Annotated in this window: 18 protein-coding genes; 12 read left to right on the top strand and 6 right to left on the bottom strand. The window is 70.4% G+C overall.

Annotated elements, in window-relative coordinates:
* Positions 1-8: 8 nt before the first annotated feature.
* Positions 9-1,013 carry a Gfo/Idh/MocA family protein gene (locus AB4030_RS08285; protein WP_442278734.1) on the bottom strand — a complete coding sequence of 335 codons (1,005 nt, stop codon included), beginning with the start codon at positions 1,011-1,013 and terminating at the stop codon, positions 9-11.
* 419 nt (positions 1,014-1,432) lie between these two features.
* Here AB4030_RS08285 and AB4030_RS08280 point away from each other — a divergent pair, with 419 nt between their 5' ends.
* The 6 genes from AB4030_RS08280 to AB4030_RS08255 all read left to right on the top strand — a co-directional run bounded on the left by AB4030_RS08280 (position 1,433) and on the right by AB4030_RS08255 (position 6,738).
* Positions 1,433-2,434, top strand: a complete 1,002-nt coding sequence (locus AB4030_RS08280; RefSeq protein ID WP_442278733.1) for a substrate-binding domain-containing protein — start codon at positions 1,433-1,435, stop codon at positions 2,432-2,434.
* 75 nt (positions 2,435-2,509) lie between these two features.
* Positions 2,510-3,580 (top strand): ABC transporter permease, encoded by a 1,071-nt coding sequence (locus tag AB4030_RS08275; protein ID WP_442278732.1) that lies wholly within the window; start codon positions 2,510-2,512, stop codon positions 3,578-3,580.
* A gap of 1 nt (position 3,581) precedes the next feature.
* Complete coding sequence (locus AB4030_RS08270; RefSeq protein ID WP_442278731.1) at positions 3,582-4,400, top strand: ATP-binding cassette domain-containing protein; 819 nt, start codon at positions 3,582-3,584, stop codon at positions 4,398-4,400.
* A gap of 16 nt (positions 4,401-4,416) precedes the next feature.
* Positions 4,417-4,833 carry a universal stress protein gene (locus AB4030_RS08265; RefSeq protein ID WP_442278730.1) on the top strand — a complete coding sequence of 139 codons (417 nt, stop codon included), beginning with the start codon at positions 4,417-4,419 and terminating at the stop codon, positions 4,831-4,833.
* Positions 4,834-4,899: 66 nt separating this feature from the next.
* Positions 4,900-5,640 (top strand): GntR family transcriptional regulator, encoded by a 741-nt coding sequence (locus tag AB4030_RS08260; RefSeq protein ID WP_442278729.1) that lies wholly within the window; start codon positions 4,900-4,902, stop codon positions 5,638-5,640.
* A gap of 45 nt (positions 5,641-5,685) precedes the next feature.
* Entirely contained in the window at positions 5,686-6,738 is a 1,053-nt protein-coding gene (locus tag AB4030_RS08255) for a Gfo/Idh/MocA family protein (protein ID WP_442278728.1), read from the top strand.
* 102 nt (positions 6,739-6,840) lie between these two features.
* Here the strand turns inward: AB4030_RS08255 and serS are convergent, their stop codons facing one another.
* Both serS and AB4030_RS08245 read right to left on the bottom strand, forming a co-directional pair.
* A complete protein-coding gene (gene serS / locus AB4030_RS08250) occupies positions 6,841-8,166 on the bottom strand; it encodes a serine--tRNA ligase (RefSeq protein WP_442278727.1) in 1,326 nt (441 codons plus the stop codon).
* Positions 8,167-8,235: 69 nt separating this feature from the next.
* Positions 8,236-8,778, bottom strand: coding sequence for a hypothetical protein (locus tag AB4030_RS08245; RefSeq protein ID WP_442278726.1), 543 nt, complete (start codon positions 8,776-8,778; stop codon positions 8,236-8,238).
* A 66-nt stretch (positions 8,779-8,844) separates the two neighbouring features.
* On the opposite strand from AB4030_RS08245, the gene AB4030_RS08240 reads away from it, so the two are divergent.
* Positions 8,845-10,431, top strand: a complete 1,587-nt coding sequence (locus AB4030_RS08240) for a catalase (RefSeq protein ID WP_442278725.1) — start codon at positions 8,845-8,847, stop codon at positions 10,429-10,431.
* A 194-nt stretch (positions 10,432-10,625) separates the two neighbouring features.
* Here AB4030_RS08240 and AB4030_RS08235 read toward each other — a convergent pair whose 3' ends face one another.
* Both AB4030_RS08235 and AB4030_RS08230 read right to left on the bottom strand, forming a co-directional pair.
* Positions 10,626-11,483, bottom strand: a complete 858-nt coding sequence (locus AB4030_RS08235) for an ABC transporter permease (RefSeq protein WP_442278724.1) — start codon at positions 11,481-11,483, stop codon at positions 10,626-10,628.
* Positions 11,480-12,379, bottom strand: a complete 900-nt coding sequence (locus AB4030_RS08230; protein WP_442278723.1) for an ABC transporter ATP-binding protein — start codon at positions 12,377-12,379, stop codon at positions 11,480-11,482. The genes AB4030_RS08235 and AB4030_RS08230 overlap by 4 nt, the downstream gene beginning before the upstream one ends.
* A gap of 534 nt (positions 12,380-12,913) precedes the next feature.
* Between AB4030_RS08230 and AB4030_RS08225 the strand changes: the two genes are divergently transcribed.
* Positions 12,914-14,572 carry an ABC-F family ATP-binding cassette domain-containing protein gene (locus AB4030_RS08225; RefSeq protein ID WP_442278722.1) on the top strand — a complete coding sequence of 553 codons (1,659 nt, stop codon included), beginning with the start codon at positions 12,914-12,916 and terminating at the stop codon, positions 14,570-14,572.
* Between the two features lie 51 nt (positions 14,573-14,623).
* Here the strand turns inward: AB4030_RS08225 and AB4030_RS08220 are convergent, their stop codons facing one another.
* Positions 14,624-14,887: a GlsB/YeaQ/YmgE family stress response membrane protein gene (locus AB4030_RS08220; protein WP_442278721.1), complete on the bottom strand. Its 264-nt coding sequence runs from the start codon at positions 14,885-14,887 to the stop codon at positions 14,624-14,626.
* A 91-nt stretch (positions 14,888-14,978) separates the two neighbouring features.
* On the opposite strand from AB4030_RS08220, the gene zwf reads away from it, so the two are divergent.
* The 4 genes from zwf to AB4030_RS08200 all read left to right on the top strand — a co-directional run bounded on the left by zwf (position 14,979) and on the right by AB4030_RS08200 (position 20,351).
* Entirely contained in the window at positions 14,979-16,412 is a 1,434-nt protein-coding gene (gene zwf, locus AB4030_RS08215; RefSeq protein WP_442278720.1) for a glucose-6-phosphate dehydrogenase, read from the top strand.
* Positions 16,413-16,767: 355 nt separating this feature from the next.
* Positions 16,768-19,491, top strand: coding sequence for an AAA family ATPase (locus AB4030_RS08210; RefSeq protein ID WP_442278719.1), 2,724 nt, complete (start codon positions 16,768-16,770; stop codon positions 19,489-19,491).
* A 60-nt stretch (positions 19,492-19,551) separates the two neighbouring features.
* Positions 19,552-19,824, top strand: coding sequence for a hypothetical protein (locus AB4030_RS08205; RefSeq protein WP_442278718.1), 273 nt, complete (start codon positions 19,552-19,554; stop codon positions 19,822-19,824).
* Positions 19,821-20,351, top strand: coding sequence for a cupin domain-containing protein (locus AB4030_RS08200; protein WP_442278717.1), 531 nt, complete (start codon positions 19,821-19,823; stop codon positions 20,349-20,351). The genes AB4030_RS08205 and AB4030_RS08200 overlap by 4 nt, the downstream gene beginning before the upstream one ends.
* The last annotated feature ends 11 nt before the right edge of the window (positions 20,352-20,362 follow it).

Genomic DNA, 20,362 nt, shown 5'->3' with positions numbered 1-20,362 from the left:
AACCTCCTTCACAGGCCGGGGATCTCGGTGAGGGCGACGGGGCGGTTCTCGCGGCGCGACAGCTCGCAGGCCTCGGCGACGCGGAAGGCCTGGAGGGCGTCGTGGACCGTGCACGGCGAGGCGAGCGAGCCGCGGGCGACGGCGGCGAAAGCTGTCAGCTCGGCGCGGTAGGCCGGCAGGAAGCGCTCCATGAACGACCAGTGGCGCGGGCCGGACGGGAAGGTCGCTCCGGGCTCGACGGAGGTGACGGCGAGCGAGTCGTCGTAGCCGACACCGATCGTGCCCTCGCTGCCGAGGACCTCCATGCGCACGTCGTGGCCGGCGCCGTTGTAGCGGGTGGCGGAGAGCGACACGAGCGTGCCGTCGTCGAGCGTCAGGACGGCGGCGGCGGTGTCGACGTCGCCGGCCTCGGTGAAGAACGCCGCGCCCTTGTTGGCGCCGGTGGCGTAGACCGAGGCGACCTCGCGGCCGGTGACGAAGCGGATGATGTCGAAGTCGTGGATCGAGCAGTCGCGGAAGAGGCCGCCGCTCGTCGGGATGTAGGCGGCGTGGGGTGGCGCCTGGTCGTGCGTCTGGGCGCGGATGCTGTGCAGGAAGCCGAGCTCGCCACCCGCCACCGCCTGCCGGGCGCGCTGGTAGCCGCGGTCGAAACGCCGCTGGAAACCGACGTGGACGGGCGTGGAGGTCCGTGACACGAGTTCGGCGAGGTCGAGCGTCTCCTCGAGCGTCGCGGCGACCGGCTTCTCGCAGAAGGTCGGCACGCCGGCCTCGAGGCCGAGGCGGATGAGGGGCGCGTGGCCCGGCGTCGCCGTCGTGATGACGAAGCCGTCGACGCCGGAGGCGAGCAGCTCGGCGGGCGACGCGGCATACCCGACCTCGAGCTTGTCGGCGACGGCGCGAGCCGCGTCGGTGTCCAGGTCGGCCACGACGACCTCGTCGACGTCCGAGAGGTCGCGGAGGGTTTCGGCGTGAAATGCCCCGATGCGGCCGACTCCGGCCAGTCCGATGCGCATGTGCACACTCCCTTGGGTGATCGCGGTGGGCGGCGATCGGGTGGGTTGGTCGCCGCGGGGTCCGGTTGGGTCCGGTCGACGTGCGCGGGGGCGCCGTCGGCCTTCCGACAACGATCGTCGTGCCAGGGGCCACGTCGTGTCAAGCAAATGTTAGGACATTCTGATGTTTGCTCAATCTCTTGACACGACGATGAGCGCGGGGGATCCTCGAATCGCTGGCATCGACGCCGGGACCAGCAGACCTCCACCGCGAGGTCTGCCGCGACGCAGGAGCCAGGCCGACGCTCCACGGCTCTCCGCCCACCGCGCCACCGGCGCGCCGGGCCCGGGGCCGCACCCCTTGACCGACGGGATCTGCCGTCACAGCACGTCGCGCAATCCGGCGACCGGCCACCGCGACGCAACGAAAGGAATCAACGATGACTCCGACTCGGACTCGCAAGAGTTTGACCGTCGCCGCCGCCGTGGTCACCGCGGCCAGCTTCACCCTCGCCGCCTGCAGCAGCGGCGGTGCGCCCAGCACCACCTCGACGGGTGGGGGCGGAGGTGGCGGCGGCAACAGCGGCTACACCTTCGCCATGATCACCCACGAGACGCCGGGTGACACGTTCTGGGATCGCATCAAGGCGGGGGCCCAGCAGGCCGCCAAGGACACCGGCTCCACCTTGAAGTACTCCTCGGACCCGGACGCCGCCAAGCAGGCGGTGCTGATCCAGAACGCCATCGACTCCAAGGTCGACGGCATCGCCACGACCCTGGTCACCCCGGACGCGCTCATCCCCACGATCAAGAAGGCCGAGGCGGCCGGCATCCCGGTCGACACCTTCAACTCGGGCATCGACTTCTTCCAGCAGGCGGGGGCCCTGACGCACTTCGCCTCCAACGAGAAGCTGGCCGGGCAGGAGGGAGGCAAGCGGGCCGCCGCCGCCGGCGCCACCAAGATCCTCTGCACCATCCAGCAGAGCGGGTCGGTCGCCCTCGAGGACCGCTGCGCGGGCGTCAAGGCGGCCTTCCCGAACACGGAGAACCTGCAGGTCAACGGCGCCGACGACGCTGCCGTCACCAGCGCCATCCAGGCCAAGCTGACCCAGGACAAGACGATCAACTGGGTCATCACCCTCGGTGCGCCGCAGGCCCTCGACACGGTCAAGGCCGCCCAAACAGCCGGGCGGTCGGACGTGAAGGTCGGCACGTTCGACACCAACCCCGATGCGGCCCAAGCGGTCCAGGACGGCAAGATCCAGTGGTTCATCGACCAGCAGCCCTACCTGCAGGGCTACATGGCCATCACGCAGCTCTACCTCTTCAAGAAGAACGGCAACGTCCTCGGTGGCGGCCAGGCCGTGCTGACCGGCCCCTCCTTCGTCGACAAGACGAACATCGCCCAGGTCCTCCCGTTCATCAAGCAGAACACTCGCTAACCGCCTCCAGGGGGTCGGGCCCGTCCACGTCTGTCTGGGCAGCCCGGCCCCCGCCGAAACAGCACTGGAGCTGTCATGAGTAGCACCCCCGTCAAAACCGATCCCTCGCCCTCGGCCCCTGCCGAGGCATCCAACCGAGTCACCCTGGGCTGGTCGAACCGACTGCTGGCCCGACCCGAGATCGGCGCCCTCGTCGCGGCGATCGTCATCTTCATCTTCTTCCTCATCGTCGCGCCGGCCTTCCGCACCCCGGCATCGTTCTTCACCGTCCTCTACCAGTCCTCGACCATCGGCATCGTGGCCGTCGGGGTCGGCATGCTGATGATCGGCGGCGAGTTCGACCTGTCCGCCGGCGTGCTCGTCACCACTGCCGGGCTCGTCAACGCGATGTTCTGCTACCAGCTCGGGATCAACCTGTGGGTCGGCGCCATCCTGTCGCTGGTGCTGTGCCTGGCGATCGGGTTCCTCAACGGCTACCTGGTCATGAGAACCGGGATCCCGAGCTTCCTGATCACCCTGGGCACCTTCTTCGTCCTGCAGGGCGCCAACCTCGGCGTGACCAAGCTCGTCACCGGATCGGTGTCCAGCCCCAACATCAACCAGATGGCCGGCTACGACACCCTCACCTGGATCTTCGCCCACGAGTGGCAGATCGGATCGGTCTCGTTGTCGATCACCGTCGTCTGGTGGTTCCTCTTCGTAGCGCTCTCCGCCTTCATCCTGCAGCGCACGAAGACCGGGAACTGGATCTTCGCCGTCGGCGGCAACGCCGACTCGGCACGCGCGGTCGGTGTCCCCGTCACCCGCGTGAAGGTCGGCCTCTTCATGACCGTGGCCTTCCTGGCCTGGTTCGCCGGCATGCACTACCTCTACAACTACAACACGCTCCAGGCCGGCAACGGCGTGGGCAACGAGTTCCTCTACATCATCGCGGCGGTCGTCGGCGGCACGATGCTCACCGGCGGCTACGGCAACGCCATCGGCGTGGCCATCGGCGCCTTCATCTTCGGCATGACCAGCCTGTGCATCGTGTATGCCGGTTGGGACCCGAACTGGTTCAAGGCCTTCCTCGGCGTCATGCTCCTGCTCGCCGTCATGGTCAACCTCTACGTCAAGAAGCTCTCGACCGCCCGAAAGGTGGGCTGACATGACCGACACCCTTCACGACCACGCCGATCCGGGACTGTACAAGGGCGAGCCGCTCGTCGAGATGATCAACATCGGCAAGACCTACGGGGCGATCCGGGCGCTCAAGGGCATCAACCTGACCGTCAACGCCGGGGAGGTCACCTGCGTCCTCGGGGACAACGGCGCGGGCAAGTCGACCCTGATCAAGATCATCGCCGGCCTGCACGCGCACAACGAGGGCACGATGAAGGTCGACGGCAAGGAGGTCTCGTTCTCCTCGCCGCGCGACTCCCTCGCGCACGGCATCGCGACCGTCTACCAGGACCTCGCCGTCGTCTCGCTCATGGAGGTGTGGCGCAACTTCTTCCTCGGGTCCGAGATGGTCAGCAGGCGTGGCCCCTTGGCACCGATGAAGATCAACGAGATGAAGCGCATCGCCGACGAGGAGCTGCGCAAGATGGGCATCGTCGTCAAGGACATCAACCAGCCCATCGGCACGCTCTCCGGCGGCCAGCGCCAGTGCGTCGCGATCGCCCGCGCCGTCTACTTCGGCGCCCGGGTGCTCATCCTCGACGAGCCCACCGCGGCCCTCGGCGTCAAGCAGTCCGGTGTGGTGCTGAAGTACACCGCGGCAGCTCGGGACGCCGGCCTCGGCGTCGTCTTCATCACGCACAACCCGCACCACGCCTACCTCGTCGGCAACCACTTCGTCATCCTCAAGCTCGGCGAGGCCGTGCTCGACAAGAAGCGCGGCGACGTGAGCCTCGACGAGCTCACCCGGCAGATGGCCGGCGGTGACGAGCTCGCCGAACTGTCGCACGAGCTGCAGAAGTCGTGAACGGGGGGAAGCGGTCATGAGCGTCGCTGTCGCACATCAGGTGTCGGCGTCCGCCGCGCGGGCGCTGTGGGAGGGCGCCCGCGAGGCCGCCTTCCGCGGGGTCCGGCTGGACGTCATCCACGTCGTCGACTCCCTGGACCAGGACATCGCCGAGGCCAACCGGGCCGGCATCTCCGACGCCATCGAGAAGGCGCTCGCCGATGACGACTCGCTCAAGGAGGTCACGTGGGACCTGCACCTCGTCGCGAGCAAACCGGGGGTGGGCGACGTCGCGTCCGCCATCATCGGCAAGATCGCGGAGATCGCACCCGACCTCCTCGTCATCGGCGCCCGCCGCCGCTCCCCCGTCGGCAAGGCGCTCCTCGGCAGCGTGACGCAGCACATCCTCCTCGACGTCGACGTGCCGGTGCTCGTCGTCAAGAGCCCGAGGTGATGACACGAAGGTGTGCTGACATGAACACATCTGTGCAGGTTCGTGCGCCCTCGCTAGTGTGCGGACATGTCCAACCCCGTTGACGTCCGCATCGACCGCGAGACGCCGGTCCCGCTCTACCACCAGCTGGCCGAGCAGCTGAGTGCGGCGATCGCGAGCGGGCAGCTCCAGCCGGGCGACGCCTTCGAGAACGAGGTCGCCATGGCCGACCGGCTGGGCCTCTCGCGGCCGACGGTGCGGCGGGCCATCCAGGAGCTCGTCGGACAGGGTCTGCTGCTCCGGCGGCGCGGTCTGGGCACGACGGTCGCGGGGCGCCAGATCCACCGGCGCGCCGAGCTGACGAGCCTCTACGACGACCTGCGGCGCGAGGGATCGGGGGACCCTCGCACCGTGGTGCTGACCCACGAGGTGACGACCGACGAGGTCGCGGCGACGGCACTCGGCCTGCCCGTCGACACCCCGCTGCTCAGGCTCGTCCGGCTGCGCTTCGACGGTGACCGGCCGCTCGCGATCCTGCGCAACTGGCTGCCACCGGCCTACTCCGACATCAGCCGGGAGGACCTCGAGCGCGACGGCCTCTACGCTCTGCTCCGCGCCCGCGGGGGCAAACCCGTCGTCGCGCACCAGCGCATCGGCGCCCGCCAGCCGTCGGCCGTCGAGCGCAAGCACCTCGCCATCACCCCGTCCCAGCCGGTCCTGACGATGTCACGCACGGCATTCGACGCCATCGGTGGTCCGGTCGAGTACGGCGACCACTGCTACCGCGCCCAGGACTACTCCATCGAGGTCATGCTCGACGAGCGCTGACCGCGCCGGCTTCGTCACGGCGCCCGACCACCGAGAAGGTATGCCGTGTCGACCCTTTCGCTGCCCGACGCCCTCCCCGCGCCGCGCCGTCCGTCGCCCTCGTCCGTGCCGAGCCTGCGCTGGGGCGTGCTCGGGACCGGGTGGATCGCCTCGCGCTTCGTCGCGTCGTTGCAGGCCTCGACGACCCAGCGGGTCGTGGCCGTCGGGTCGCGGACCCAGGCCTCGGCCGATGCGTTCGCCTCCACCTTCTCGATCGAGAGAGCATTCCGTCGGGCTTCCGACCTCGTCGAGGATCCAGGCGTCGACGTCGTCTACGTCGCGACGCCGCACCACCTGCACCGGCGGGGCGCCCTGCTCGCGATCCAGGCGGGCAAGCACGTCCTGGTCGAGAAGCCCATCGGGCTCGATGTCCCCGAGGCACAGGAGGTCTCGGCTGCGGCGGCGGCTGCCGGAGTCTTCTGCATGGAGGCGATGTGGACGCTCTTCCTGCCGCGCTTCGACGTCGTCCGCCAGGTGCTGGGGGCGGGCCTGCTCGGTGACGTGCGCACCGTCCTCGCCGACCACGGCGAGCGCTTCGACCCGCCGCACCGCATCCTCGACCCGGCCATGGCGGGCGGCTCTCTCCTCGACCTCGGCACCTACGTGACGACGCTGGCCACGTGGGTGCTCGGGCCGGCCACGCGGGTGCAGGCGTCCGGCGAGATGGCCTCGACGGGCGTCAACGGACAGGCCGCCATGCTGTTGACCCATGCCGGCGACGCGACGAGCGTGCTGCACTCGACGCTGCTCACGCGTACGCCCACGTCGGCGACCATCGCCGGCACGGCGGCGACGTTGACCCTGCCCGGACCGTTCTTCATGCCCGGGGACGTCGTCGTCACCTCGGCCGACGGCTCACGGTCGGTCACGTGGACCGACCCCGAGCCGGTCGGCCATGGCGCGCTCCACCACTCCGCGCTCGAGGCGGCCCGCTGCATCGGCGACGGCCTGATCGCGTCTCCCCTGCACGACCACGAGTCGGTCGAGGCCAACATGGGCGCGCTCGACGAGGTGGCCCGGCAGCTCGGCATCACCTACGCCCCCGCTCGCACCCCCTGAAAACCCGATCGCACCCCCTGAAAACCCGATCGAAAGAGCAATCCGTCCGGTCGGATTGCTCTTTCGATCGGGATGGGGCAGGCGGGGGGGCGGTCGGCGCAGTCAGGCGAGGGGCTTGAGGACGTCCAGACCGAGGAACGGGCGCAGCGCGGCCGGGACCACGACCGAGCCGTCGGGCTGCTGGTGGTTCTCGAGGATCGCGACGAGCCAGCGTGTCGTGCCCAGCGTGCCGTTGAGCGTCGCGACGGCGCGGGTGCCCGAGCCGTTCGGGTCGCGCTCGCGCGTGTTGAGTCGCCGCGCCTGGAACGTCGTGCAGTTCGACGTCGAGCTCAGCTCGCGGTACTTGCCCTGCGTCGGCACCCAGGCCTCGCAGTCGAACTTGCGCGCTGCTGGACCGCCGAGGTCACCGGCCGCGGTGTCGATGACGCGGTAGGGCACCTCGATCTTGGCGAGCATCTCGCGCTCCCACGCGAGCAGGCGCTGGTGCTCGGCCTCGGCGTCCTCCGGACGGCAGTAGCTGAACATCTCGACCTTGTGGAACTGGTGCACGCGGATGATGCCGCGGGTGTCCTTGCCGTGCGACCCGGCCTCGCGGCGGTAGCAGGCCGACCAGCCGGCATACCGCTTCGGACCGTCCGACAGGTCGATGATCTCGTCGGCGTGGTAGCCGGCGAGCGCCACCTCGGAGGTGCCGGTGAGGTAGAGGTCATCGGCCTCGAGGCGGTAGACCTCCTCGGCGTGCGCGTCCATGAAGCCGGCGCCGACCATCATCTCCGGGCGCGCGAGCGTCGGCGTGATCATCGCCGTGAACCCGGCCGCGGTGGCCTGGGCCATCGCCATGTTGAGCAGGGCCAGCTCGAGCAGCGCGCCGACACCGGTGAGGTAGTAGAAGCGGGCCCCGCCGACCTTGGCGCCGCGCTCCATGTCGATGGCGCCGAGCTTCTCGCCGAGCGCGAGGTGGTCGAGCGGCTCGAAGCCCTCCGTCACGAAATCCCTTGGCGTGCCGACGGTCTCGAGCACGACGTAGTCGTCCTCGCCACCCACGGGCACGCCGTCGATGATGACGTTGCCGACCTGGCGCAGCAGGCGCTCGAGCTCGGCCCCGGCCTCGTCGGCGTCGCTCTCGAGCGACTTGACCTGCTCGCTCAGCCTGCCTGCGTGCGTACGCGCCTCGTGGGCCACCTTCTCGAGGTGCTCCGCGTCGGGGGCTCCGGCCTTCTTGGCCTTCTGGAAGACGCCCATCGCGGCGCCGACCGACTTGCTGACGGTCTTCTGCTCGGCGCGCAGCTTCTCGAACTCGCCGAGGGACGATCGACGGCGCTCGTCGGCAGCGAGGATCGCGTCCACGATCCCCGGGTCCTCACCACGGGCCTGTTGCGAGGCGCGGACCCGGTCGGGTTCGTCGCGCACGAGCTTGATGTCGATCACGCGCGCCAGCCTATCGGCGCGCTGCCGCGCCCCACGACCGAGATACCCCCGCGCCCGACGGCCGCCCGCTCACTCGGGCCGGATCAGGGCGTATGCCGTCACGGCGTCCCCGGGGAGGCCGCGGATGTCGATCTGCACCCTGCCTGGGGGCAGGCCGAGGTGGACCGTCCGCTGGACCGCACCGTCGCACGGGAAGGGCTGGGAGTAGAGCGGCTCGCCGTGCCCCCAGGTGCCGGGCGCCGCGTCGTAGACGGCATAGCTCGTGCCCGTCGATGGGCGGCCGGCCGCGCAGGCCACCTCGACCGTGTAGGTGCGGCCCGCGGCGACCGGCACCCCCGGCACGTTGTGGAAGGCCTTGCCGGCGCCCTGCCTCGTCACGACGACGCGCGCCACCTCACCGGCCACGGGCGCCGGGACCGTAACGACCGGCGGTGGCCCGGGGTCGATCGGCGTCAGCGGCACCTCCGGTGTCGGAGCAGGCCCCGGCGAGAACCAGCCCGTCTCCGCGGCGGCCTGCGATTCGCTGCTCGTGCACCCGGCGACCGCGGCCGCACCCACGCCGAGCAGCACGGCGAGCGCCACCGCCCGACTCCCAGCGACATGCTGCCTCATGCGCCGACTCTAGGTCTCCCCCGGTCAAGTGGGTATGGCCCTTACTCCGACGTCGAAGGAGCAGACATGAGCGAAAGCACGCAGTCACGCGAGTCGATCGAGACGGCACCGAGCACGGAGGCCGAGCTCGGCTCCCACACCGAGACGGGCGCACCGGCACCGAGCGACCGCAACTCGCTCACCGTCGGCCCGGACGGCCCGATCCTGTTGCACGACCACCACTTCACCAACCAGATGGCGCACTTCAACCGCGAGCGCATCCCCGAGCGCAACGTGCACGCGAAGGGCTCGGGCGCCTTCGGCACGTTCGAGACCACGGAGGACGTGACGGCATACACCAAGGCGGCGCTCTTCCAGCCGGGCGTCAAGACCGAGATGCTCGCGCGCTTCTCGACGGTCGCCGGCGAGCAGGGCAGCCCCGACACGTGGCGCGACCCGCGCGGCTTCGCGCTGAAGTTCTACACGACCGAGGGCAACTACGACCTCGTCGGCAACAACACGCCCATCTTCTTCATCCGCGACACGATGAAGTTCCCGCACTTCATCCGCAGCCAGAAGCGTCGCGGCGGCTCGGGCCTGCGCGACAACCACATGCAGTGGGACTTCTGGAGTCTCAACCCCGAGTCGGCGCACCAGGTCACCTACCTCATGGGCGACCGCGGCATCCCCAAGACCTTCCGCCACATGAACGGATATGGCAGCCACACCTACCTCTGGATCAACGCGGCGGGCGACAAGACTTTCGTGAAGTACCACTTCCACAGCAACCAGGGCGTCGAGGGACTGACGGGCGAGGAGGCGACCCGCATCGCCGGGCAGGACGCCGACCACCACCGGCGCGACCTCTACGAGGCCATCGACGCGGGCGACTTCCCGAGCTGGACATTGTCGATCCAGGCCATGCCCTACGAGGACGCGAAGACCTACCACCTCAACCCCTTCGACCTGACGAAGGTGTGGCCGCACAGCGACTACCCGCTCATCAAGGTCGGCACGATGACCCTGAACCGCAACCCCGACAACTTCTTCGCTCAGATCGAGCAGGCGGCCTTCGAGCCGTCCGCGATCGTCCCGGGCATCGGCTTCTCACCGGACAAGATGCTGCTCGGGCGCGTCTTCGCCTACAGCGACACGCACCGCTACCGCATCGGCCCGAACTACCTGCAGCTGCCGGTCAACCGTCCCCGCGTCGAGAACCTCAACACGTACACGCAGGACGGGCCGATGGCGTACGACCACCGCGGCGACGCCCCGGTCTACGCGCCGAACAGCGAGGGCCGCGGCTACGCCGACCACGTCGGCGAGGTCGAGGAGGGCTGGGAGACCGACGGCGCCATGGTGCGTCAGGCCTACACGCTGCGCGAGGACGACGACGACTTCGGCCAGGCCGGGCGGCTCGTCCGTGAGGTGTGGGACGACGCCCAGCGCGAGGCCTTCACCGAGACGGTCGCCGGGCACCTGCTCGGGGGCGTGAAGTCGCCGGTGCTCGAGCGCGCCTTCGACTACTGGAAGCAGGTCGACGCCGAGACCGGCAAGCAGATCGAGGAGCTCGTCCGGGCCGGCCTCGGCGGCGCCAACCCGGGCGGCGACGCCGACGACGCCAAGGTGGTCACCGACCCCGTCGTCGAGACGGACACGAACGCCGCGCACTGACACCGCCTCGAAGAGGTATGCCGTGTGCCCCCGTCGGGCACACGGCACACCTCTCGTTCGTGGTGACCGTCGAAAGGCCACGTGTGGCCGGGTCCGGTCAGTCGAGAGGCCACGTCGTGTCGCGAGGATTGGCCTCTCGACGTGCGCGAGGCGACCACACGTGGCCTCTCGACGGTTGGAGCCGGGGGGGTGGGCTACTTCACCTCGGCGCGGGTGAGGCGCCAGATGCCGACGGCGAGGGGCGCGACGACCCAGAGGGCGACCGACGTGGCGAGGTGCGCCCACTGCTGGCTGGTCAGCGACCCCTGGAAGAGCGGGTTCATCGTCTGGTTCAGGTCGAGCCACGTGGCGGCGTCGCGCAGCCACGAGACCATGGAGCCGAGGATCGACCACGCGGTCGGCAGGACGAAGAAGACGACGACGGCGGCCGGCGTGTTCTTGAAGAGCATGCCGAAGCCGACGCCCTGGGCGATGCCGAGCAGCACGTAGCCACCGGCGCCGAGGAGCACGAGCGCGTCCGTCGACCAGTCGCCGGTGATGCCGCGGAAGGTGATCGCGGCCTGGTGCGCGAGGGCCGCGAGGACGAGCGCGAGGGCGAAGGCGCAGACGCCGACGAGGAGCGCCGACAGCAGCTTGGCCCAGGCGATGCGGATGCGGCGCGGCTCGAGCCCGAAGGTGACCAGGCCCGTGCGCTGGCTCCACTCCGACGTCACGGCGAGGATGCCGACGACCGGCAGGATGAGCGCCATCGGCATCGTCGTGGCCTGGAGGTACTCACCGAAGGCGTGCTGGCCGCCCTCGTTGAAGAACATGATCGTCAGGGCGATGGCGATGATCGCGCCGATGCCGATCAGCAGCCAGCGGCCGGCGCGGGTGTCGAGCATCTTGCGCAGCTCGACGTGGACGAGGCGGCCGAAGGGCACCCCGGTGGTGGGGCGTGGGCCGTCGATGCGGCTCGGGACCTTGGCGTGGGTGGGGAGCGCCGACTCGGCGTTCTTGGAGACGGGCGCGGTGGGCGTCGCGGGTGTGGTGGTGGTCGTGGTCGCGGTCATGCCGCCACCTCCTCTCGGGCAGCGTCGGCCGTGAGGTCGAGGAACATCTCCTCGAGACCCCGGCTGTCGGCGCCGCGCAGCTCGGTCAGGACGATCTGGTGGGCGACGGCGACGCGGCCGACGGCGATCGGCTCGGCGTCGACCTGCAGGCCGCCGGTCGGCGTGCGCTGCGCGACGATCGACTGCTCGGCCAGCGCGGCCATGAGCGCGTCGTCGTCGGTGGAGCGGGTGAACGTGCCGGCGCCGGCGAGCAGCTCGTCCTTGGTGCCCTGGGCGACGATCTTGCCGTGGCCGATGACGATGATCTCGTCGGCGACGCGCTCGATCTCGTTGAGCAGGTGCGAGGACAGCAGCACCGTGCCGCCCTCGTTGGCGTAGCCCCGCAGCAGGTCGCGCATCCAGCGGATGCCGGCCGGGTCCAGGCCGTTGGCCGGCTCGTCGAGGACGAGGACCTCGGGGTCGCCGAGGAGGGCGTGGGCGATGCCGAGGCGCTGGCGCATGCCGAGGGAGTAGTTGCGGACCCGGCGGTTCGCCTCCTTCTCCGTCAGGCCGACGAGCTCGACCATCTCGTCGACGCGGTGCTTGCCGACTCCCATGAGGATCGCGCCGAGGGTCAGCACCTCGCGGCCGGTGCGGCCGGCGTGCTGCGCCGACGCGTCGAGCAGGAGGCCGACGTGGCGGCCCGGGTTCGGCAGGGCGGCATACGGCCTGCCGAGCACCGTGGCCCGCCCCGAGGTGGCGGGGGTGAGGCCGGCCATGACGCGCATCGCGGTCGTCTTGCCGGCACCGTTGGGTCCGAGGAAGCCGGTGACGAGGCCCGGCTTGACCTCGAACGAGACGTCGTCGACGGCCGTGAACGGGCCGTAGCGCTTGGTGAGTCGCTCCACTGTGATCATGGGCTCCACCCTCCCGAAGGCGGGCGGGGTCGCACATCCGTCACAAGCCTGATTCCGACCCCTAGCAAGGTCGCACCCGACCCTGACCGGAGTCAGGGTCCGTGCTCAGGGTCGGCGGCCCCTGTCGGGTGCGAGAGCAGACCTTGGTCGTATGCCGTCCCGCCGCGTCCGCGCCCCACCCCTCCCACCGACCGCAACAACTCCGCCCCGGCGGACTTATGGCGCCTGAACCACCCCTCCAGGCCTCAACAACTCCGCCCCGGCGGACTTATGTCGCCCGAACCACCCCTCCAGGCCTCAACAACTCCGCCCCGGCGGACTTATGGCGCCCCAAGCACACCCGCCGACCGCAACAACTCCGCCCCGGCGGGGTTTCCGGCGTGGGGGAGCCGGAAAGTGGTGGACGCGCCCGGGGGACGCCCCTTAAGGTCGCTCCCGTGTGGATCTCTTGATGCCTCGAGCCCGCCCGCCGCTGACCCGTCGACCATCGTCCGACGTCACCCGCGGGGCCCTGCCGACCATCAAGGACCTCTCATGTCTTGCACGCTCACCCTCTCCGGCCTCGACGTCGCCTTCGGCGCGCGCACCCTCTTCTCCGGCCTCGACCTGACGCTCGCCGACGGCGACGTGACGGCCGTCGTCGGCCCCAACGGGTCGGGCAAGTCGACGCTCATGCGCACCATCGTCGGCGAGCTGCCCGTCGAGGCCGGCTCGATCCGCCTCGCCCCGCGCGACGCGACGATCGGCTGGCTCCCGCAGGTCGTGCCCGACCCGTCGGAGACGCTGTTGACGTATGCACGTCGGCGCACCGGCGTCACCGCGGCGGACGCCGAGCTCGAGTCTGCGTCCGCAGCCATCGCGGCCGGTGACGAGGGCAGCGAGGACCGTTACGCCACGGCGCTCGAGCGCTGGCTGGCCCTCGGCGCCGCCGACCTCGACGAACGCCTGCCCGAGGTGGCCGTCCGGGTGGGGCTGCACGTCGCCACGGACCGTCCGCTCGGGACCCTCTCCGGCGGGCAGGCCGCTCGGGCCTGCCTCGTCGCCGTTCTGCTCAGCCAGTACGACGTGCTCCTGCTCGACGAGCCGACCAACGACCTCGACGCGCGGGGCCTCACCCTCATGGCCGACTTCGTCCGGACCCACGAGGGACCGATCCTCATCGCGAGCCACGACCGCACCTTCCTCGACGCGGTGGCGACGAGCGTCGTCGAGCTCGACGTCAAGCAGCAGCGCATCGGCCACTACGCCGGCGGTTGGAGCTCGTTCGTCGAGCAACGAAAGCTCGCCCGCGCGCACGCGTGGGAGGCCTACGAGGGGTATGCCGCCGAGCGCGACTCGCTGCTCGCGCAGTCCCGGCAACGTCACGACTGGGCCGACAGGGGCCGGCGCAACGTCGCCCTCGGCACGGAGCCGGACAAGCACATCCGCGAGAAGCACAAGGCCCGGGCCGACCGTCAGGCCGCCAAGGGCGGCCGACTCGAGCGGGCCGCCGACCGGCTCGACGCCGTGGAGCAGCCGCGCAAGGAGTGGCAGCTGCGCTACGCCATCACCGAAGGGCGCCCCTCCGCCGACGTCGTGGCGACCCTGTCCGACGCGGTCGTCGAACGGCACGGCTTCCGGCTCGGCCCGGTCAACCTCGTCGTCGGTCGGGGCGACCGCATCGCCGTCGTGGGCGAGAACGGCTCGGGCAAGACGACGCTGCTGGGCGCCCTGCTCGGTGACCTGCCGCTCGTCTCGGGGCGTCAGTCCCTCGGCACCCGCGTCGCCGTCGGGGTCATCGACCAGCGCCGGCACCTGCTCGACGACGACGCGACAGTCCTGGACGTCGTGCGGCGCGAGCTCGGTCCCGACCCGAAGACGTCCAGGGAGTGGCCGGTCGCCGACGTGCGCACGCTGCTCGCGAAGTTCGGGCTCGGGTCCGAGCACGTGTCACGGCCCGCGCGGAGCCTGTCGATGGGCGAGCGCACCCGGGCCCTCATGGCGCTCTTCCAGGGCCGCGAGGTCAACGTCCTCGTCCTCGACGAGCCGACCAACCACCTCGACGTCGACGCCATCGGGCAGCTCGAGGCCGCCGTCGCGGCCTTCGGGGGGACCGTGCTCGTGGTCAGCCACGACGAGAGCCTGCTGGACGGCATACGCCTCACCCACCGGTGGGTGGTCGCACGGGGCCGCGTGCGCGTCGAGACGCTGTGAGGCCGGCGACAGCGGTGGCCGCTCGAACGCTGGGGGCGCTCGCCCGACGTCTCAGCGCGTCACGCTGCGGGTGCGGCTCCAGCGCCACACGCCCGTGACGATCACGGCGCCGACGATCGAGCCGATGATGCCACTCGCACGCAGCTGGATGCCGTCACCCGCGAGCAGGCTCGCGAGCAGGCCGCCGACGAACGAGCCGACGAGGCCCGCGACGATCGCCATCGTCCAGTCGATGCTCTTGCCCTCCCGGCCCAGGAGGAGCTGGGCTGCGGCGCCGACGAGCATGCCGAAGAGGATCATGCCGATGATGAGCATGCTCTGAGCCTAGGGCTGCATCTCCTCCCGGCACAGGTGTTCGGCGAGAAAGCACCTCCCGCTGGCGCCCGATCTGGGCCACTCTGGACCCATGCCAGCCACCACGGTCGTCCTCTTCGGCGCCACGGGAGACCTCGCCAAGCGCAAGCTGCTCCCGGGCATGCTGCACCTGCACGAGTCGCAGCTGCTCGAGGGCCTGCGGGTCGTCGCGACGTCGCTCGACGAGCTGAGCCGTGACGAGTTCCTCGACCTCGTGTTCGCCTCCATCCGCGAGCACTCGAGCCACTCCGTCACCGACGATGACCTGCGCGAGTTCGCCGACCGCATCCACTGGGTGCCGGGCAGCGCTGGACCGCAAGGGATTCGGGCTGCGGTCGACGAGTCCGAGGCCATCCTCGGAGAGGGCGCGCGACGTCTGCACTATCTCTCGGTGCCGCCCAAGGCGGCGCTGACGGTCGTGCGCCAGCTCGCCGCCGGCGGCCTGGTCGAGCGCAGCCGGATCATCATGGAGAAGCCGTTCGGCACCGATCTCGCGAGCGCCCGAGCGCTCAACGCCGAGCTGCACGAGGTCTTCGACGAGGAGCAGATCTTCCGCATCGACCACTTCCTCGGCAAGGAAGCGGCGCAGAACATCCTCGCCTTTCGTTTCGCGAACGGCCTCTTCGAGCCGATCTGGCACCGCAACCACATCGACCACATCCAGATCGACGTGCCCGAGACGCTCGGCCTGGCGCAGCGGGCCGACTTCTACGAGAGCACCGGCGCCTACCGCGACATGGTCGTCACCCACCTCTTCCAGGTCCTGGCCTTCACGGCCATGGAGCCACCGACCGCGCTCGAGCCGGCGGCCATCAGCGAGGAGAAGAACAAGGTCTTCCGGTCGATGTCACCGATCGAGCCGCACGACGTCGTGCGCGGTCAGTACGTCGGCTACCGCGACGTCCCGGGCGTCAGGCACGACAGCCAGACCGAGACGTTCGTCGCGCTCAAGTGCTTCGTGGACAACTGGCGCTGGGCCGGCGTGCCGTTCTACCTGCGCACCGGCAAGCGACTGGCCGAGGGTGCGCGCATCATCTCGATCGCGTTCAAGGAGCCGCCGCGCTCGATGTTCCCGGCGGGCTCGGGCGTCGGGGACAACGGCCCCGACCACCTCACCTTCGACCTCGCCGACCGGTCGCGGATGTCCCTGTCGTTCTACGGCAAGCGTCCCGGCCCGGGGATGAAGCTCGACAAGCTGTCGATGCAGTTCTCCATGGGCGAGACCGACTGGGCCGGAGCGGTGCTCGAGGCCTACGAGCGGCTCATCTACGACGCCGCCCGCGGTGACCGCACGCTCTTCACCTCGGCCGAGGGCATCGAGCGCCTCTGGGAGATCTCCCAGCCGCTCCTCGACAACCCGCCCGTCGTGCGGCCCTACGACCCCGGCACGTGGGGCCCCAACCAGATCCACCAGCTCGTCGCCCCGTTCACCTGGCGACTGCCGTTCGAGCGCCGCTGGCGGGACCCGAACCTCGCCGGGGCCTGAGCTGCACCAACCGAGGGCGTATGCCGCCTGGCCGGCTCAGCGCGTCCCGTCGACGGCGCGCTGCGGGGTGAACCCCCTGAAACGGGTAGCTCTCCATAGCTGTTCATGCCGAACATGTGCACGACCCCCTGACGCGCCGGGCCGGTCGCCCGTGACGGCTGGCAGCCTGCCACCCCTCGGGCCCTCGCGGGCGGCCTGCGGTCTCGCAGATCGCCCACGTGGTCGGTGATCCTCGTTCGACAGCCGGACACGCCTGCTGTGCCGGATAGTGGGTGGTGGCTTCTCGAAGGATCGCCTGCCCGGCAAGGCGTGGCGACCGGTGCGAGTGGGGACCCGTTCCAGAGGAGGCGGGAGCATGTCGGGGTCGGAGACCGTCGGGCGGGACGTGGAGCGCGCGTCTGTCTCCGCGTTCGTCGCCGGGGTGCCCGACTCACCTTCCGCGCTGGTGCTGGAGGGTGAAGCGGGCATCGGCAAGTCGACGCTCTGGCTCGAGGGCGTGGCCCAGGCTCGGGCTTGGGGGCTGAGGGTGCTCTCGTCGCGGCCGGCCGAGGCGGAGCGGACCCTTGTCCATGTCGGCCTCGGCGATCTGCTCGAAGAGGTCCTCGACGAGGCGCTGCCGACCTTGGCGGCCCCCCGGCGCAGTGCGCTCGGCGTCGCGATGCTCCGAGACCCGGGCTCCGGCGCCCCGGTGGACCACCGTGCCGTCGCCCTCGCGGTGCGCGATGTGCTCCAGCAGCTCGGCGAGCACGCACCGGTCCTGGTTGCCGTCGATGACGTCCAGTGGCTGGATGCGTCCTCATCCGCCGCGCTCGCCTTTGCGTTCCGCAGGCTCCGGACCAGTCCGGTTCTGGTGCTGCTCACTCGGCGGCTGCTCGACAGTCCGCAGCCCCACCCGGTTGAGGACGCGCTCCCTCCAGAGCACCTGCTGCGCCTGCCGGTCGGGCCGCTGAGCGTCGGAGCCCTGCACCGTCTGCTCCTCGACCGCCTCGGGACCAGCTTCGGCCGGCAGACTTTGCTGCGTATCCGTGAGCAGTCGCGCGGGAACCCGTTCTTCGCCATGGAGCTGGCCCGGGTCCTGAGTACGGACCGCACCCCGTCAGAGCCGTTCCCGGTGCCGAAGACGCTCGAGGACCTGCTGGGTGCGAGGATCGCCGGGCTGCCCGGCCCGACCCTGCAGGCCTTGTCCTTCGTGGCGGCGTTCGGCTCGCTCCCGGAGTCGATGCTGCAGCGGACCGGGATCGAGCCCAGCGTCGTCCAACCTGCCGTCGCTGCGCACGTCATCGAGCTGATCGACGGGACGATCCGGTTCACCCACCCGCTGCTGGCCTCGGTCGTCTACCGCGACCTCGGCGAAAGCCGGTGGCGCGTTCACGCGACGGTGGCCCGACTGTCCGAGGACCCTCTGGTCCGGGCCCGCCACCTGGCCCTGTCAAAGGACCACGCGAACGCCGAGGTGGCGTGCGTGCTCGACGAAGCGGTGGTGCTGGCGCGCGAGCGCGGGGCGGTGGCGGCCGCGGCGGAGCTCGCCGAGCACGCCCTCAGGCTGACCCCGTCGGATGAGCCCGAGGCACGATGTCGCCGAACGCTGGCATCGGCTCGTACCCATCAGGTCGCCGGGGAGTGGACGCGCGCCCGGACCATGGCCACCGACCTCATGGAGCAGACGGAGCTCGGCTACTGGCGCGCGGAGGCCCTGGTTCTTCTGGCCGAGCTGAGCGTCGACAGGGTCGCCGAGTTCCTCCTCGAGGCGTTGAGGGAGACGAGCTCACCCGCGCTCCAGTCGATGATCCACTGCCGGCTGGCCTGGGCGATGCGCTTCCAGCCGGGATTCGACCATGCGGCTGCGGCCCTCGAGCTCGCCGAGGGGTTGGGCGACGCTGGGCTTCGATCGCGGGCCCGGGCTGTCCAGGCGATCCTCGACTGGTTCGCCGGCCCCGCACCGACGCCGGCCGATCTGGTGTCCCTCACCCAGCACCTGCCGAGCTCCCTCGGCGGAGAACGGCTGGTGCAGGAGGCGACGCTGGCGATCGTGCACACCCTGGCGCCCGTCTCGACAAGAGGACAGGCCCGCGCCCTGTTCGACGGCGAGTACGCCGCGTGGTCGGAACGGGACGAACCACGGAGTGCTCGCGCGCTGTGGGGACTCGCCTGGGTCGAGTTCTGGGCGGGGCACTGGGAGCTCGCTGGGCAGCATGCCGCCCACGCCCACGAGATCGCCAGCCAGTACGGCCACGAGGTGCCGCAGGACCACCTGCCGATCGCCGTCATCGCCGTGCATCGAGGTGAGCTGGAGCTGGCCCGCGAGCACACCGAGCGCGCGATGGTCCTGGCCGACGAGCAGTTCGGCTTCCACCCGCCCCAGCATGTGGCGGTGCTGGGCATGGTCGCCCGGTGGAGTGGGGATCCTTCCGCCGCTCTCGGTCATCTCGCCCAGGCCGACCGGACGGCGGCCGTGCTGGGCTGGAGCGAGCCGAGCGTGCGGTGGTGGACGCCGGACCACGTCGAGCTCCTCCTCGAGCACGGCCGCGTCGACGACGCCGTCGACCTCCTCGACCTCTGGGCCACGGACGCAACCCGCACCGCACGTGAGTGGACGCTGGCTCACGTGACCCGATGTCGCGGATTCGTCGCGGCGGCCATCGGGGACGTCGAGGGTGCCCTGGCGCTGCTGGGGCAGGCCGTCACCGAGCATGGTGCCGTCGGTGATCCCTTCGGCCGTGCCCGCGCGCAGCTGATGCTCGGCACGGTCAGGCGGCGCGCCCGGCAGAAGAGCCCGGCCCGAGCGGCGACCGCGGACGCCCTCGAGACCTTCGAGGCGCTCGGCGCCGGCTGCTGGGCCGAGACGGCCCGCGCCGAGCTCGGCCACATCGGTGGGCGCACGCGCGCCGACGGACTGTCACCGGCCGAGCAGCGCGTCGCCTCGCTCGTGGCCGAGGGTCGGACCAACCGCGAGATCGCAGCCGCCCTGTTCCTCGCGGAGCGCACCGTGGCGAGCCACCTGACCCACATCTACCTCAAGCTCGGCGTGCGGTCGCGCACGGAGCTCGCCGGCCGGTTCCACACCGCTGACCAGCCATAGAGCGCAATGTCGAGGGGTTCTGACGATTCCTCTCGACCGGCCACCGCCCTACCGTCAGGCATGCCGAACTACGTCGTCGAGACCTACCTCTCTCGGGAAGAGACGCGAGAGCGCCGTGCCCGTGAGGCCCGGGTCCGAGCGGCTGCGGCGAAGCTGACGCGGGAGGGCACGACCGTCCGATTCGAGTTCGTGATCCACGTCCCCGAGGACGAGACCTCCTTCTACGTCTTCCGCGCGCCGTCGGCACACCACTCTGCGCTGACCGCGCAGGGCGCCGGGCTCGACCCGATCCGTGTGGTCGAGGCCCTCATGTCGAAAGGGACGGAACAATGAGACGGAAACTGATCGTGGCGGCTGTTCTGGGGCTCTCGGGCGCCGCCCTCTACGGCGGGGCCGCCAGTGCGACCCCACCCTCGGGCGTCACCAACCCACCATGGTCGCCGGTCGTCGGGCGTTTCCAGGGCGGGATCGATGTCAAGGCCAAGACCGACGTGGACCCCGGTGCCGCCAAGGAGTTCTGGAGGGTCAGGATCTCTGCCCAAGGAGCCACCGATGTCCACATCCTCGAGAACATCATCGCGCCGGGAGGCACCTTCGGCTGGCACAGCCATCCGGGACCCAGCCTGGTGATCGTCAAGTCAGGCATGCTGAGCGTCTACCACGCACCCTCCTGCAAGCCGCAGCTGTACGGGCCCGGGTCCCCGCTCGGATCGACCTTCGTGGACGAAGGTGGGGACCTGCACGTCGTGCGCAACAACACCCAGGTCGTTGACCACGTCTACGTGGTCTCGTTCGTGCCGGCGGGCTTCCCTCGACGCATCGACAAGCCGAATCCCAACCCGGCCGTCTGCCCCAACTGAAGGCCTGACGC

Origin of the sequence: Terrabacter sp. 2YAF2 (assembly GCF_052114705.1) — a bacterium.
Classification (GTDB): Bacteria; Actinomycetota; Actinomycetes; order Actinomycetales; family Dermatophilaceae; genus Terrabacter.
Note: the sequence above shows the minus strand (reverse complement) of the source record. Positions and strands in the feature narration are given on the sequence as shown.

Excerpts from the sequence above, each read along its gene's own strand:
- AB4030_RS08275 (WP_442278732.1), top strand. The coding sequence starts at position 2,510 with ATGAGTAGCACCCCCGTCAAAACCGATCCCTCGCCCTCGGCCCCTGCC.
- AB4030_RS08230 (WP_442278723.1), bottom strand. The coding sequence starts at position 12,379 with ATGATCACAGTGGAGCGACTCACCAAGCGCTACGGCCCGTTCACGGCC.
- AB4030_RS08205 (WP_442278718.1), top strand. The coding sequence starts at position 19,552 with ATGCCGAACTACGTCGTCGAGACCTACCTCTCTCGGGAAGAGACGCGA.
- AB4030_RS08260 (WP_442278729.1), top strand. The coding sequence starts at position 4,900 with ATGTCCAACCCCGTTGACGTCCGCATCGACCGCGAGACGCCGGTCCCG.
- AB4030_RS08270 (WP_442278731.1), top strand. The coding sequence starts at position 3,582 with ATGACCGACACCCTTCACGACCACGCCGATCCGGGACTGTACAAGGGC.
- AB4030_RS08280 (WP_442278733.1), top strand. The coding sequence starts at position 1,433 with ATGACTCCGACTCGGACTCGCAAGAGTTTGACCGTCGCCGCCGCCGTG.
- AB4030_RS08245 (WP_442278726.1), bottom strand. The coding sequence starts at position 8,778 with ATGAGGCAGCATGTCGCTGGGAGTCGGGCGGTGGCGCTCGCCGTGCTG.
- AB4030_RS08240 (WP_442278725.1), top strand. The coding sequence starts at position 8,845 with ATGAGCGAAAGCACGCAGTCACGCGAGTCGATCGAGACGGCACCGAGC.
- AB4030_RS08285 (WP_442278734.1), bottom strand. The coding sequence starts at position 1,013 with ATGCGCATCGGACTGGCCGGAGTCGGCCGCATCGGGGCATTTCACGCC.
- AB4030_RS08200 (WP_442278717.1), top strand. The coding sequence starts at position 19,821 with ATGAGACGGAAACTGATCGTGGCGGCTGTTCTGGGGCTCTCGGGCGCC.
- AB4030_RS08210 (WP_442278719.1), top strand. The coding sequence starts at position 16,768 with ATGTCGGGGTCGGAGACCGTCGGGCGGGACGTGGAGCGCGCGTCTGTC.
- AB4030_RS08265 (WP_442278730.1), top strand. The coding sequence starts at position 4,417 with ATGAGCGTCGCTGTCGCACATCAGGTGTCGGCGTCCGCCGCGCGGGCG.
- AB4030_RS08220 (WP_442278721.1), bottom strand. The coding sequence starts at position 14,887 with ATGCTCATCATCGGCATGATCCTCTTCGGCATGCTCGTCGGCGCCGCA.
- AB4030_RS08235 (WP_442278724.1), bottom strand. The coding sequence starts at position 11,483 with ATGACCGCGACCACGACCACCACCACACCCGCGACGCCCACCGCGCCC.
- zwf (WP_442278720.1), top strand. The coding sequence starts at position 14,979 with ATGCCAGCCACCACGGTCGTCCTCTTCGGCGCCACGGGAGACCTCGCC.
- AB4030_RS08225 (WP_442278722.1), top strand. The coding sequence starts at position 12,914 with ATGTCTTGCACGCTCACCCTCTCCGGCCTCGACGTCGCCTTCGGCGCG.